The organism is Sphingomonas sp. Leaf22 (assembly GCF_001421715.1).
Classification (GTDB): domain Bacteria; phylum Pseudomonadota; class Alphaproteobacteria; order Sphingomonadales; family Sphingomonadaceae; genus Sphingomonas.
On record NZ_LMKP01000014.1, the window covers coordinates 1 to 12,994 of the forward strand.

Below are 12,994 nucleotides of genomic sequence, written 5' to 3' on the forward strand. Positions count from 1 at the left end.
GCGCGCGGGCATTGCCGCGCAGGCGGAGCAGGGCGGTGCATCTATGAACTTATATCAAATCGATACCGTTGATGATGGCACCGCTCATCAGGTTATAATGTTCCTGGCTCAGGCTGACCTCGGTGACGAATGCCGCCGGGGCAAAGCCCTTGTTCAGCAGGTCGGTATAATAAGCAGCACCACCCGCATCCGGTGCGCGGTCGAGCGTGTTGCGATAGACATAATCCACCAGTTCGGCATTACTCTTGCCCTGGATAGCTGCCTTGAACTCACTTGAACCGGCGAAATCGTCCGCTACCTGCGACAGCGACATGGTTCCCGACTTCACGCGATCGGCGTAATATTGCAGACCACCCACATCCGGACGACGGCCCAGGAAGCTATCATAGAACAGCGTTACCGCCTGATAGCTGTCGTCGACGCTGAAATAGCCATTTGCTACCATTTCCGCCGTAAGACCGCGATGCTCTGCCGATTCCGACAGATCGGCCACGAACACGCCGCGGCTCAGACCAGCATCCAGCAACTGGGTGTAAAATGCCTTGCCGCTTGCATCCGCAGTACGTCCCAACGCCTTCTGGTACACGTAATCGACGAACTGCCCGTTATTGAGGCCACCCGTTGCTGTCTGAAACTCGGCCGATCCCGCAATCTCATTCGCAACCGCTGCCAACGATACCCCGCGATCTTCGATACGATCGACGTAAAACTCCAGACCAACCGCATCCGGCGCACGATCCAGAATCGTGTCATACAAACGCATCACCTGCGCACCCGCACTATCCGCATCCGTTACGAACATACCGTCGGTAAACTGGAAATACTCGACGCCGGTCGCAATAAAAGGGGCTGGTGATCTTCGGCNCGGCGCACGATCCAGAATCGTGTCATACAAACGCATCACCTGCGCACCCGCACTATCCGCATCCGTTACGAACATACCGTCGGTAAACTGGAAATACTCTATTCCTTCGGCAACGTCGTTACCTTCCGAACCAACTATCTGGATCGAACCATCGTCGAAACCCACGACATTATTATTGAAATAACTGTCTAACATTGCGGTATCGACACCGTCACCACCGACTATTATATCATTACCGATACCGCCGTACAGAAAATCATTGCCACCTAGCCCTTCAATCTCGTCATCCCCGATCCCGCCCCAAATCATATCGTTTCCTTCGGAACCGTATAGGCGATCGTCTAGGCTGGATCCGAATATCCTCACGTTCTCGGAAAATATCCTCTCCAGGATTTCGTCGTACGAACCCGTCTCGACTAACTTCGCGAGATCGACAGCAGGAAAATTCAAACCGCCGATAGCGAAAATTTTGGTACCGTCGCGGTATTCGAAGATATCCGTGATCGTACCGGCAATGATTGTTCCGTCGGCTCCGATGGCCATTCCGGCTACCATCATTTCATCACGAAAACCGCCATCGAACCGCAATTCGATGCTGTTCGCCGTTTTCACAGCCAGAACAGGAGCCAGGTAACTGGAGAGTGCCGTCTCGTACATGTCCAATGCAACGATCGGGTCCGCGATGATACTGATCATGCTGTCGCTTTCGCCCTACGCACAGAAACTGCAAGTACGTTCCTTGGTTACTCTATTTGCAGTTTTTGTTATAAAAAATGGTTACGGGCGGATGACGTATGTGAATAAATTTTACAGTTTTCTGATTATACGAATAAGTATTAAACCAAGCTGAAGAAGATTGTCGGCGTCTGTCGCACCTGTCAGTCAATCCTCGACGCCGCCGATCCGAGCCGGGCTATCTCCACCGACCATGCCCTGCTGCTGGAGGCGAACTCCGACCTGACCCGCGATCTGGAAGATCAGATGTACGTCCGCGACGTGGTGTTCACGACCGGTATCGCCGATTGTGGCGACCATTATGTCGTTGCGTTGAGCGAGGCGGACCCTCGCGTGCCGGATCACGCATAATTCCAAAGGGTCGGTTCGTGTAGACTGCCTTTGATTGCCCCTGCGGTCTCCCCCCACCCCCCAAGCAAAACTACCCCCGCCCTAAATCCCCACTCTATTGATCGGCAATGCTATCCCGGCCATTCTCCCACGTAATACAGGGAGATTACGCATGGCATTGTCGTTGGCGCTGATTCTGGCGCAGGTCGCCACGCCGGTGGTGCCCGAACCGGTCGCGCCCGCAACCGCCACCCCCGCACAGGCCACACCGGCAGAGGCCACACCCGAAACCGAGACCACACAGGACCCGCCGCGCGCCGATACCGGCCGCCTTGCCCCCGCACAGGGCGGCGGGGACATCGTCGTCACTGCCCGCCGCCGGGTGGAAACGGTGCAGAGCGTGCCGATCGCGATCTCGGTCATCGGCGGCACGACGCTGGCCGATACCGGGGCGTACAACGTCAACCGCCTGACCCAGCTGCAACCGACGCTGCAATTCTATTCGACCAACCCGCGCAATTCGGCCGCCAATATCCGTGGCTTGGGCGCGCCGTTCGGTCTTACCAACGACGGTATCGAACAGGGCGTCGGCATCTATGTCGATGGCGTCTATTACAGCCGCATCGCCTCGGCGACGTTCGACTTCACCGACACCGAACGGATCGAGGTGCTGCGCGGGCCGCAGGGCACGCTCTATGGCAAGAACACCACGGCGGGCGCGATCAACATCACCACCCGCAAGCCGAGCTTCACCCCCGAAGCCCGCGTCGAACTCACCACCGGCAATTACGACTTCATCCAGGCCAAGGCATCCGCCTCCGGCCCGATCGTCGATGGCAAGCTCGCCGCGCGCATCTCCGCCTCGGTCACCTCGCGGCGCGGCACGATCCGCAACACCGTGCTGGGCGGCTATGCCAATGCGCAGGATAACCAGAGCGTGCGCGGCCAGTTGCTGTGGACGCCCGCGCCCAATCTCGATGTGACGCTGTACGGCGATTACGGCCACCAGAACCCCGATTGCTGCGCGCAGATCTATGTCCGAACCGGCACGACGCAGCGCCCGCTGAACCGGCAATATGCCGCGCTCGCCGCCGCGTTCGGCTATGCCCCGCCCTCGACCAACGCCTTCGACCGGCTGACCGACCTCGACACGCCGCTGCGTGCGCGACAGGAACTGGGCGGCGTCTCGCTGGTCGGCAATCTCGACCTGGGCGGGGCGACGCTGACCTCGGTCAGCGCGTGGCGTTTCTGGAACTGGGACCCGTCGAACGACCGCGATTTCACCGGCCTGCCGATCACCATCGTGTCGGCCAATCCGTCGCAGCAGCGCCAGTGGAGCCAGGAACTGCGCATCGCGTCGAACGGCAAGCGCCCGGTCGATTACGTCGCCGGCCTGTTCTATTTCCACCAGACGATCGATACGCAGGGGTTGCAGGTCCAGGGGCCGGCCGCCTCGCGCTTCCTGCTCAACCCCGGCAGCGTCACCCCGGGCAGCGCCGGCTGCGCGCCCGTGACGGCGGCGGCCTGCAACCCGGCGGTGCTGGGCGGCCTGACCGCGCGCAACACCATCGGTTTCTCGAACACCAGCGCGGCGGTATTCGGGAAAGCGACGTGGCACATCACCGACGCGCTCTCGATCGCGCCGGGCGTGCGCGTGAACTATGACAAGAAGACCGGCGATTACGTGTCGGTCGTCACCACCGGCAGCGGATCGACCATACTGACCAACGACCAGCGCGGCGTGCTCGCCCCGCAGTCGTATCAGCCTGATTTCGACGACTGGAACGTGTCGGGCGACGTCACCCTCGCCTATGACGTGGCGCGCGACGTCCATGCGTACGCGACCTATGCCCGCAGCTATAAATCGGGCGGCATCAACCTGTCGGGCCTGCCGCTCGACCGCGACAACAACCCGATCCTCGCGGCGGCACAGGTAAAGCCCGAACAGGTCAATCATTACGAACTGGGGCTGAAGACCCAGTGGCTCGACCGGCGGATCACCGCCAATCTCGCCGCCTTCTGGACCGACATCGCCGATTATCAGGCGACGGTGACCAACGGCCAGTTGGGCGTCCTGCGCGGCTATCTCGCCAATGCCGAGGCGGTCCGCACGCGTGGGCTGGAACTCGACACCGCCTTCCGCCCGACCGAGCGGCTGAACCTCTATGCCAACGCGGCATACACCGATGCGAAGTACGTCCGCTTCACCGACGCCCCCTGCCCGCCCGAATTGTCGGGCGGCAGCGCGCCGGCGGCGGGGCAGCAGACCAGCCCGGCGGGCACCCCCGGCGGCATCAGCCCGTCGGCCTGCGACGTATCGGGACAGCGCCTGCCCGGCATCTCGAAATGGGCGTTCAGCTATGGTGCCGAATATACCCTGCCGGCCAAGATCGGGGCCACCGACGGCAATGCCTATCTCGGCTTCGACGGCAGCTATCGCTCGCGCTTCTCGTCCAACCCGTCGCCCTCGGCCTATACCTATATCGACGGCTACAGCCTTGCGAACTTCCGCCTCGGCTACCGCGCCGATGCCGGGTGGAACGCGTTCCTGTGGCTGCGCAACGCCTTCGACCAGAATTACTATGAACTGCTCGCGACCCAGTCGGGCAATACCGGCCTGATCGTCGGGCAACCGGGCGATCCGCGGACGTACGGCGTGACGATCTCGGCGTCGTTCTGACCTCCCGTACCCCCGCGCAGGCGGGGGTCCAGGGCCACACGGGAAACGCCGCCTTGCTTGGCTCCGGGCCCGGCCTGCGCGGGGGTACGCCTGCGGGTAAGCTTCCGGTTATCCCTTTGGCGGCGGATTTCGACGGACAAGGGATAATGGTTCGCGCGAAGGCGCAAAGGACGCGAAGAGAAGAAAGATAGGGGGTTCGCGCAGAGGCGCAGAGGCGCGGAGGCGTTGCGATCCGGGTGGGCGCTCGCGATCGGGAGACACCTTCCCCGCTGACAGATAGCGGAAGGCCGCTTGCGCGGGGTGACATCCGCCGGAGACGCACCCCCTCTGCGCCTCTGCGCCTCTGCGCGAACCCCCTCCCCTTCTTCCTCCGCGTCTCCGCGCCTCCGTGTGCTCCCCCTCCTTCTCCCTTCCCCACGCCTCCGCGTGAACCAATCTGCAGGAGGGTGACCTCACCGCCCGGTCAGCGCATAATCCTGTACCAGCACCCCGGCAGGAACATGCCACGCCGCCGAAATCGCCCGGATCATCGGCAGCGTCAGTGCCCGGCGGCGGCTCAGTATCTCGGTCGCGCGCGACTGCCCGATCAGCATGGCCAGTTGCGCACGGGTATAGCCGTTCATTTCCATCGCTGCCTCGATGGCTCGTACCGGATCGAGCGGCTCGATCGGCCAGCGCTGCCGTTCATAGGTTTCGACCAGCGTCACCAGCACGTCGAGCCGGTCCCCTGCTTCGGTTCCTTCCTCGGCACCCCATAACGCTTCGATCTCACGAAGCGCATCCTCATGATCGGCATCGCTCCGGATCGGGCGAATATGCATGGCTGCGTTTCCTTCCATCAAAACAGGCTCACCGTCAGGGCATCGATCCGGTCATATTCGGCATTGGTACCGATGAACTTCACGAACGCGATCGATCGCCGCCAATCGAACGCCACGATCATCCGGTAATCGCCACCAGCTACCTCGAACCGTACCCGTTCCCCGTTCAGCGCCTTTGCCTTCGAAAAATCGGCCATGACATCCAACGGGTTCTGCCATGCGGCAGCGGCTGCCACTTCATGCCAATGCTTCAACGACGCTTCGGCAGCGGGATGCCGTTCCCAAAAGGCGATCAACCGGTTTCGGGCGATGATCCGCATGACGACCTTATAAAGCTTCCCAATATGGGAAACAAGTTGGTTTCCCATATTGGGAAGCAACCATGGTCCTTGCCGTGCCGTTCCGGGCAGTCCGCCCCCCGCCCGCGTCAGGCCGCTTCAGCAAGCGCGACATGATCGACCACCCGGTTGCGTCCAGCATCCTTGGCGGCATAAAGCGCGGCATCGGCCTGCGCGATCAGCTTTTCCCAACTCGTGCCGCCCCGGCCGGTCCGGCTGCACCCCAGGCTAATCGTACAGTGAATTTCCCGGTCGTCGGCGACGACGATCGGCGTTTGCTCGATCGCCGACCGGACGCGTTCGGCCAGGTCAACGGCGGTCAGGGACGATGCGGGCGCGAGCAGGATCATGAACTCCTCGCCGCCGACCCGGCCGACCAGATCGCCCGGACACACGGTCTCGCCGATCCGTCGCGCCACCGTCGCCAGCACCGCGTCGCCCGCCGGATGCCCCCAGCGGTCGTTGACCTGCTTGAAATGATCGATGTCGAGCAGGATCAGCCGCACCTCGCCCGCGTTGCGGTCAAGCGCGGCGATTCGCTGCGCGCCCGCCTCCCACATCACCCGCCGGTTCGACAGACCGGTCAGCGTGTCGCGGGTGGCATATTGGATCAACCGTTCGTCCAGCTGCCGCGCGATCATCCACAACAGGCAGATCGCGATCATCCACGACAGCAGCAGCCGGACGATCAACGCCACGATCGAACTCAGCTCGAACGCCGCAATCCCCTGGGTCTCGATCAGTACCGGCACCGTGCGCATCGCCATCGTCACCGCCCAGGCGAAATGGAACACCGCCGCCAGCCTTGCCGGCGGCCGATGCGATGTATCGGCATCGCGCCACAATACGACGCCGGTGGCGATCGTCAGCAGGCCGCGCAACATGACGCCGATCACCAGCATGACGCCGTAATCGGGCACGGGGCGCGACAGGGCATAGGCCACTTCGACGATGGCGATGCACCCGGCAACCGCGATCGGCCAGTTGTCGCGGGCGGGGCGATGCAGCAGGCGGTTGGTCGCGACCAGCGACAGCGCGGTTCCGGCATCGATCGTCAGGTTCGCGATCAACTGGCCACGGGGCAGCACCAATCCGACGGCAGTGGACGCCAGCAACAGAAACCCGATGGTGAGCAGGCCATAGGCCGCAGACCAGTACAGCAGGCTGTCCGACCGTTTCAGGTAATCGGTCACCCGCCAGAAACCAAGGAACAACAATGCGGTAGCAAACGACGTCAGTCCATTGACGAAAAACATCGTCGTCAGATCGATCGGTTGGGCATCGACATGCATGAACCGTCCGATAATCCGATACTATTAAGGAATCATACTATCGACCGGGCGACGAATCGGCACGATTACTTGCAGCGGTCAACGTCCGGTACAGGTGGCACGGACGGACGCGCGGCGCAGACCGGGGCCGCAAGCGGCATCCGGTGCCCGCGTGCCAACATGCCGGAGCAGGCCTTTTCCGGCGGACTTCGACCCCCGTCCCCCACGCACCGGAACCCAACGCCACCCCAGTCGCTCCGCCCCCATGACCGACGAACCCACCCGCCCCGGCCGCGCCGTTCCCTCTGGCCGTCTGTCGCGCCTGTCCGGCTTCGGGCGTCTGGCCGGCGGCATCGCCGGGGGCGTGCTCGCCGAAGGAGCACGGCGATTGGCGAGCGGTGAACGCCCGCGCATGGGCGACCTGATCCTCACCCCCGCCAATGCCAAGCGCATGGCCGACCGCCTGTCGCACCTGCGCGGGGCGGCCATGAAGCTCGGGCAGATGATCTCGATGGACGCGGGCGACCTGTTGCCCCCCGAACTGGCCACCATCCTCGCCCAGCTGCGCAATCAGGGTCAGCCGATGCCGCCCGCGCAGCTCGACCGGCTGCTGATCGCCGAATGGGGCACCGACTGGCGCAGCAAGCTCGCCAAGTTCGACGCGAACCCGATTGCCGCCGCCTCGATCGGGCAGGTCCATCGCGCCGAGCTGAAGGACGGCCGCCGCCTCGCCATCAAGGTCCAGTATCCCGGCGTGCGCGAAAGCATCGACGCCGATGTCGACAATGTCGCGACGCTGCTGCGCGTCTCCAACCTGTTGCCGCGCGAACTGGACCTGAAACCCCTGCTCGCCGAGGCCAAGCGCCAGCTCGCCGACGAAGCCGATTATCTGCGCGAGGCCGACGCCATGCGCCGCTATGGGCAGCGCCTTGCCGGCGACCCGCGCTATGTCGTGCCCGCGCCGGTCGACGCGCTGACCACGCCGCGCATCCTGACCATGGACTATATCGACGGTACCCCGATCGAGGGGCTGGCGACCGCGCCGCAAGCCACGCGCGACACGGCGATGACCGCGATGATCGACCTGGTCTTGCGCGAACTGTTCGACTTCGCCGAGATGCAGACCGATCCCAATTTTGCCAATTATCGCTGGCAGGCCGACAGTGGCCGGGTCGTCCTGCTCGATTTCGGCGCGACGCGCCCCGTGCCGCCCGACACCGCCGATGCGTACCGCCGCCTCATCGCCGCCGGCCTCGCCCACGACCGCGACACGATCCGCGACGTGGCGGTCGAAACCGGCTTTCTGGGTGCCGCCGCCGTGGCAGCGCATCGCGGCGCGGTCGACCGGATCATCGCCGCGATCGACGACGCGATGGCCCGTCCCGGCCCCTTCGACTTCGGCGACCGCGCCTTCGTGCCGGTGGTCCGCGAGGAAGCCCGCACCCTCGCCACCGACCGCGCGACGTGGCACGTGCCGCACGTCGAAACGCTGTTCGTACAGCGCAAGATCAGCGGCACGGCGCTGCTCGGCGCACGACTGAAGGCGCGGGTCGACGTGCGGGGGATGGCGGCGAAGGCGACGGGTCGACCTGTCGACATGTAGACGTTTGTTGACGACGATGGCATTTTTTGCCATTATTCTGCCGTTGGAGACGACCATGGCATCGATGAACATCTCGCTTCCCGACCCGTTGCGCGACCATGTGCAGGCGCGCGTCGATAGTGGGCATTATGCCAGCGCCAGCGATTATGTCCGCGACCTGATCCGCCGCGATCAACAGGGGATCGAGGACGAAGCGCGGTGGTTGCGCGAACTCGATACGTCGATCGCGGAAAGCATGGCTGAAATGCAGGCCGGCGGGGGCATCGACCTCGGTGTCGTGTGCGACGGGATCATGGCGCGCCTGGCGACGGCGGAAGATCGCTCCGCTACATGAGGGTAATCCTTTCGGCCCGGGCACAGGTCGATCTCGAACTGATCACCGCCTTCATCGCGCAAGACAATCCCGCCCGCGCGGCGACCTTCGTCGTCGAACTGCGCACGGTCGCGACCGGTCTCGCCGATATGCCCCGCGCCTTCCCCCTGATCCCGCGGTACGAACGGCAGGGTATTCGCCGACGGTCATGGAAAGGATATGGCATCATCTATTCCGCATTGTCCGACCGCGTGTTCGTCCATCGGATATTGGGGCCCGGTCAGGATCATGACCGGGCACTGCGGTTGCACTGACCCCTTTCCTACACGCCCTGTGCCCGTCATGCTCGGCCGGTCCGGCCGGCCGCGCACCGGCCACCCGCAAACCATGCGGTACGTGGCACCTTCGTCACCTTTGCCCGCCCAACCGCTTGCTGGACGGTCCGTGGCGTACCCGGTATCGAGTAGGGATATGCCGGCGGACGGACAAAACCGGGGGGTGGCAAGATGATGGGGCAGGTCGGGGAACCGGCGCGACGGATCGAGGGGTGGAAGTCGATCGCCGCCTATCTCGGTCGCGACCGCTCGACCGCGATCCGCTGGTCGCGCGAGCGCGGCCTGCCGGTCCATGCCCTGCCCGGCGGCCGCGCCCGCAGCGTCTATGCGCTGGCCCATGAACTCGACGCGTGGATTTCGGGGCAGGAGGCACTGCCGCCTGACCCGACGCCCGGTGCCGTCGCCGACCCTCCCTCCGAACCGCCCCGTACCCCGCCACCGATCCCCGCCATCGACCCGCTGGCGCTACCCCGCCCGGCCCCGCCGCGCCGCTGGCCGATCGTGCTGGGCGCGCTGGCGCTGCTGGGGGTGAGCGTCGCCGGGATCGAATGGATCGGCCCCTCGCCCGACCGGCTCGACGCGCCGACCCATGCGCGCTTCGTCGCCGCCCGCGACGACGCGGCGATGCGCAGCGCCGCGCGACTGCACGCCGCCACCGCCACGCTGACCCGCCTCGCCCACGACCATCCCGGCAATGTCGAGGTGCAGGAGGCGCTGGCCGAGGCATGGGTGCTGACCCGCGAGTTCGGATCGGCCTCCGACACGCTCTGTATCAGCCGGGCCCGCGCCGCGGCGGCGGCGGCCCGCGCGATCGATCCGCACTCGGCGGTCGCCGACCGGGTCGACGGGGTCATCGCCTATTGGTGGGACGGCAAGCCGCAACGGGCCGGCGAACTGTTCCGCCGCGCGATCGCCCATGCCCCGGGCGACCCGCTGGCGCATCTATGGTACGCCAATATCCTTGCCGACAATGGCGAGGACGCCGCCGCGCAGCGCGAATTCGACGCCGCGCGGACGCTGGCGCCCGGCGCGCCATGGCTGCTTGCCGATTATGGCTGGGGCCTGTGGTCGGCAGGGCGGACGCAGCAGGCGCAGGCGCTGCTCACCACCGTCGCCACCCAATATCCGACGCTGGCCAGCGTCCACGACGCGCTGAGCGTCACCGCGCTGGCCGAGGGTGATCTCGCCGGCTACGCCCACCACCTCGCCATCCGTGCCCAGGTGCGCGGCGAACCCGAACTCATCGCCTATAGCGCCGCGCTCCGGCGCACGATCGACAGCGACCGGCGCGCGGGCATCGGACGGGCCACGACCTATGCGGTGATCCTCAGCCGTGCGGTGTCGATCACCCAGAATGACGACCTGCCGGACCATAGCTGGCCGGCGTTCGTCGCCGCGGTCGCGGGCGACCGGGCGGCGCTGCTCGCGATCCTCGACGATGCGCGGGCGCGGGGCGAACGATGGGGATCGGCCGGATTCGTCCGCCGCATCCGGGCGCATTTTGCCGGCGACGCGCGGATCGATGCCGCGCTGCGGGCGCTGGCACAGCCACGGATCGACACCGCCTGACCGGTCGATCCACCTGATTCCGCACCGATTTCGCGGTATCACCACCCGATGCGACGCTTTGCGACACCTTGCCACCGGACGATTCCGGTGCGGCGGGCCTAGCATCGAACCGTTCGGTAACGACCGGTTCAGGGGAGCGATATGGCGGGGGTACGCACGGTCGTTTCGACCGAATGGGGGAAGGTCGCGGACCATGGATCGGGGGATCGTGGCCGCGACCTGTATTGGCAGGGCCGCGTCGATCAGGCGGACGAGGCCGGCGCACTGATCGACGCCAGCGGTCGCATCCTGCGCACGACGCCGGCTTGCGACGCGCTGCTGGTCAGCGGTGGCGACGGCGTGGCGCGCTGGACGCTGCTGCCCTGCGAACAGGCGCGGGTCGACACCGTGCTCGCGCGTGCCACCGCGCGGATCGCGCCGGAGGCGGCGGCATTACGCTATCACGCCGCCCCCGATCGCGCGCCACTGATCCTGATCGCGCGGCCGGTGCCTTGGGCGATGCGGCTGCAGCACGCCACGCCCGGCGCGGCGGTGGTGACGCTGATCGACCCGGCCGAGCGTCCTGCGCCGGCATCACAGCTGTGGCGCGAGGCGTTCGACCTGACCCCCAGCGAGGTCGCGCTCGCCGCGCTGCTGATGGCGGGCCATTCGCTGGAATCGGCGGCGGCGGCGCGCGACTGTCGCCAGACGACGCTGCGCGTCCATCTGCGCCACATCTTCGCCAAGACCGGCGTGTCGCGGCAGGCCGATCTGATCAGCCTGCTGGCGCGGATCGGACGGGGATAACCCCAAAAGGCTTCTGCCGCCGCGTGAACCCCTTACGCGGCGGCAGGGGACCGGTCAGTCCGAACCGAAGATGTCGCGCGTGAACAGCTTGGTCCCGATATCGGCAAGTTCGGGCGCGGCGCGGTTGGCGATCACTACGTCGCACTCGGCCTTGAACGCGTCGATATCCTTCACGACCTTCGATCCGAAGAAATTGTCCTCGTCGAGGCTCGGTTCGTACACGACGACCTCGATCCCCTTCGCCTTCACCCGCTTCATGATCCCCTGGATCGACGACTGGCGGAAATTGTCCGATCCGGCCTTCATCGTCAGGCGGTACACGCCGACCTTCTTCGGGCGGCGCGCGATGATCTGGTCCGCCAGGAAATCCTTGCGGGTGCGGTTCGCATCGACGATCGCGCGGATCAGGTTCTGCGGCACTTCCGAATAGTTGGCGAGCAGCTGCTTGGTATCCTTGGGCAGGCAATAGCCGCCATAGCCGAAGCTCGGATTGTTGTAGTGCATGCCGACCCGCGGATCGAGACCGACGCCCTCGATGATCTGCTTGGTGTCCATGCCGCCGGCGATCGCATAGCTGTCGAGTTCGTTGAAGAAGGCGACGCGCATCGCGAGATAGGTGTTGGCGAACAGCTTGATCGCCTCCGCCTCGCGGCTGTCGGTGAACAGCACGGCCACATCCTTCTTCTCCGCACCCTGCAGCAGCAGGTCGGCGAAGATCTTCGCGCGTTCCGAGCGTTCGCCGACGATGATCCGCGACGGGTGGAGATTGTCGTACAGCGCGCGGCCTTCGCGCAGGAATTCGGGGCTGAACACCACGTTCGGCGCGTTCAGCCGCTGGCGGACCTCATCGACGAAGCCGACCGGGATAGTCGACTTGACGATGATCGTCGCCTGCGGCGCGGCGGCCGCCGCCTTGCTGATGACCGCCTCGACCGAGCTGGTGTTGAACTTGTCGGTTTCGACGTCGTAATTGGTCGGGGTGGCGACGATGACATAGTCGGCACCGTCCAGCGCCTGCGCGGCATCGGTGGTCGCGGTCAGGTCAAGCGTGCGTTCGGCAAGAAAGCGTTCCAGCTCGGCATCACCGATCGGCGACTTGCGGTCGTTGACCAGCGCGACGCGGTCGTCCGAAATGTCGACGGCGACGACATTGTTGTGCTGCGCCAGCAACACTGCGTTCGACATGCCGACATAGCCAAGTCCGAAAACCGCGATCTTCATGTTCGTAGCACCCCTTGCCCGCCCGGCGCATCGCCGCATGATGAAACCGCCTAGCCCCGGAACGGGCACGCAACAACCCCCCTGAACATGGCGTCACGGACGGCGAAGCGCTTCGATCCGGGGCAGA

At 65.0% G+C, this 12,994-nt stretch carries 12 protein-coding genes and 1 pseudogene; 6 read left to right on the forward strand and 7 right to left on the reverse strand.

All coding sequences use genetic code 11. From position 1 onward, the window contains the following. Positions 1-49 precede the first annotated feature (49 nt). The 3 genes and pseudogenes from ASE70_RS21070 to ASE70_RS20985 form a co-directional block, all read right to left on the reverse strand. Positions 50-802 carry a DUF4214 domain-containing protein gene (locus tag ASE70_RS21070; RefSeq protein ID WP_443024865.1) on the reverse strand — a complete coding sequence of 251 codons (753 nt, stop codon included), beginning with the start codon at positions 800-802 and terminating at the stop codon, positions 50-52. Between the two features lie 63 nt (positions 803-865). Next, a pseudogene (locus ASE70_RS20875) lies at positions 866-1,561 on the reverse strand (calcium-binding protein); the annotation flags it as partial. 186 nt (positions 1,562-1,747) lie between these two features. Next, on the reverse strand, positions 1,748-1,900 hold the full coding sequence (locus ASE70_RS20985) for a hypothetical protein (RefSeq protein ID WP_156356103.1): 153 nt from the start codon (positions 1,898-1,900) through the stop codon (positions 1,748-1,750). Positions 1,901-2,102: 202 nt separating this feature from the next. Between ASE70_RS20985 and ASE70_RS08945 the strand changes: the two genes are divergently transcribed. After that, positions 2,103-4,610 (forward strand): TonB-dependent receptor, encoded by a 2,508-nt coding sequence (locus ASE70_RS08945; RefSeq protein ID WP_056503724.1) that lies wholly within the window; start codon positions 2,103-2,105, stop codon positions 4,608-4,610. 452 nt (positions 4,611-5,062) lie between these two features. Here ASE70_RS08945 and ASE70_RS08950 read toward each other — a convergent pair whose 3' ends face one another. The 3 genes from ASE70_RS08950 to ASE70_RS08960 form a co-directional block, all read right to left on the reverse strand. Further along, the gene (locus ASE70_RS08950; protein WP_056503796.1) at positions 5,063-5,431 is read right to left on the reverse strand and encodes a helix-turn-helix domain-containing protein; all 369 of its coding nucleotides are present in this window, start codon (positions 5,429-5,431) and stop codon (positions 5,063-5,065) included. Positions 5,432-5,448: 17 nt separating this feature from the next. Continuing rightward, positions 5,449-5,751 carry a type II toxin-antitoxin system HigB family toxin gene (locus ASE70_RS08955; protein WP_056503727.1) on the reverse strand — a complete coding sequence of 101 codons (303 nt, stop codon included), beginning with the start codon at positions 5,749-5,751 and terminating at the stop codon, positions 5,449-5,451. A 107-nt stretch (positions 5,752-5,858) separates the two neighbouring features. After that, entirely contained in the window at positions 5,859-7,061 is a 1,203-nt protein-coding gene (locus tag ASE70_RS08960) for a GGDEF domain-containing protein (protein WP_056503730.1), read from the reverse strand. Between the two features lie 244 nt (positions 7,062-7,305). Between ASE70_RS08960 and ASE70_RS08965 the strand changes: the two genes are divergently transcribed. The 5 genes from ASE70_RS08965 to ASE70_RS08985 all read left to right on the forward strand — a co-directional run bounded on the left by ASE70_RS08965 (position 7,306) and on the right by ASE70_RS08985 (position 11,646). Continuing rightward, positions 7,306-8,643: an ABC1 kinase family protein gene (locus tag ASE70_RS08965; protein ID WP_056503734.1), complete on the forward strand. Its 1,338-nt coding sequence runs from the start codon at positions 7,306-7,308 to the stop codon at positions 8,641-8,643. A 55-nt stretch (positions 8,644-8,698) separates the two neighbouring features. Then, positions 8,699-8,977 carry a type II toxin-antitoxin system ParD family antitoxin gene (locus tag ASE70_RS08970; protein ID WP_082450911.1) on the forward strand — a complete coding sequence of 93 codons (279 nt, stop codon included), beginning with the start codon at positions 8,699-8,701 and terminating at the stop codon, positions 8,975-8,977. Next, the gene (locus tag ASE70_RS08975) at positions 8,974-9,270 is read left to right on the forward strand and encodes a type II toxin-antitoxin system RelE/ParE family toxin (RefSeq protein ID WP_056503737.1); all 297 of its coding nucleotides are present in this window, start codon (positions 8,974-8,976) and stop codon (positions 9,268-9,270) included. The genes ASE70_RS08970 and ASE70_RS08975 overlap by 4 nt, the downstream gene beginning before the upstream one ends. A gap of 192 nt (positions 9,271-9,462) precedes the next feature. Continuing rightward, on the forward strand, positions 9,463-10,860 hold the full coding sequence (locus ASE70_RS08980) for a tetratricopeptide repeat protein (RefSeq protein ID WP_056503740.1): 1,398 nt from the start codon (positions 9,463-9,465) through the stop codon (positions 10,858-10,860). A gap of 141 nt (positions 10,861-11,001) precedes the next feature. After that, positions 11,002-11,646 (forward strand): helix-turn-helix transcriptional regulator, encoded by a 645-nt coding sequence (locus ASE70_RS08985; protein WP_056503743.1) that lies wholly within the window; start codon positions 11,002-11,004, stop codon positions 11,644-11,646. 54 nt (positions 11,647-11,700) lie between these two features. On the opposite strand, the gene ASE70_RS08990 is transcribed toward ASE70_RS08985, so the two are convergent. Continuing rightward, positions 11,701-12,867, reverse strand: a complete 1,167-nt coding sequence (locus ASE70_RS08990; protein WP_056503746.1) for a nucleotide sugar dehydrogenase — start codon at positions 12,865-12,867, stop codon at positions 11,701-11,703. Between the last annotated feature and the right edge of the window lie 127 nt (positions 12,868-12,994).

What these genes read in the sequence shown, in the direction of transcription:
- ASE70_RS21070 (WP_443024865.1), bottom strand. Translation starts at nt 802, where the DNA reads ATGTTCGTAACGGATGCGGATAGTGCGGGTGCGCAGGTGATGCGTTTG.
- ASE70_RS20985 (WP_156356103.1), bottom strand. Translation starts at nt 1,900, where the DNA reads ATGGTCGCCACAATCGGCGATACCGGTCGTGAACACCACGTCGCGGAC.
- ASE70_RS08945 (WP_056503724.1), top strand. Translation starts at nt 2,103, where the DNA reads ATGGCATTGTCGTTGGCGCTGATTCTGGCGCAGGTCGCCACGCCGGTG.
- ASE70_RS08950 (WP_056503796.1), bottom strand. Translation starts at nt 5,431, where the DNA reads ATGCATATTCGCCCGATCCGGAGCGATGCCGATCATGAGGATGCGCTT.
- ASE70_RS08955 (WP_056503727.1), bottom strand. Translation starts at nt 5,751, where the DNA reads ATGCGGATCATCGCCCGAAACCGGTTGATCGCCTTTTGGGAACGGCAT.
- ASE70_RS08960 (WP_056503730.1), bottom strand. Translation starts at nt 7,061, where the DNA reads ATGCATGTCGATGCCCAACCGATCGATCTGACGACGATGTTTTTCGTC.
- ASE70_RS08965 (WP_056503734.1), top strand. Translation starts at nt 7,306, where the DNA reads ATGACCGACGAACCCACCCGCCCCGGCCGCGCCGTTCCCTCTGGCCGT.
- ASE70_RS08970 (WP_082450911.1), top strand. Translation starts at nt 8,699, where the DNA reads ATGGCATCGATGAACATCTCGCTTCCCGACCCGTTGCGCGACCATGTG.
- ASE70_RS08975 (WP_056503737.1), top strand. Translation starts at nt 8,974, where the DNA reads ATGAGGGTAATCCTTTCGGCCCGGGCACAGGTCGATCTCGAACTGATC.
- ASE70_RS08980 (WP_056503740.1), top strand. Translation starts at nt 9,463, where the DNA reads ATGATGGGGCAGGTCGGGGAACCGGCGCGACGGATCGAGGGGTGGAAG.
- ASE70_RS08985 (WP_056503743.1), top strand. Translation starts at nt 11,002, where the DNA reads ATGGCGGGGGTACGCACGGTCGTTTCGACCGAATGGGGGAAGGTCGCG.
- ASE70_RS08990 (WP_056503746.1), bottom strand. Translation starts at nt 12,867, where the DNA reads ATGAAGATCGCGGTTTTCGGACTTGGCTATGTCGGCATGTCGAACGCA.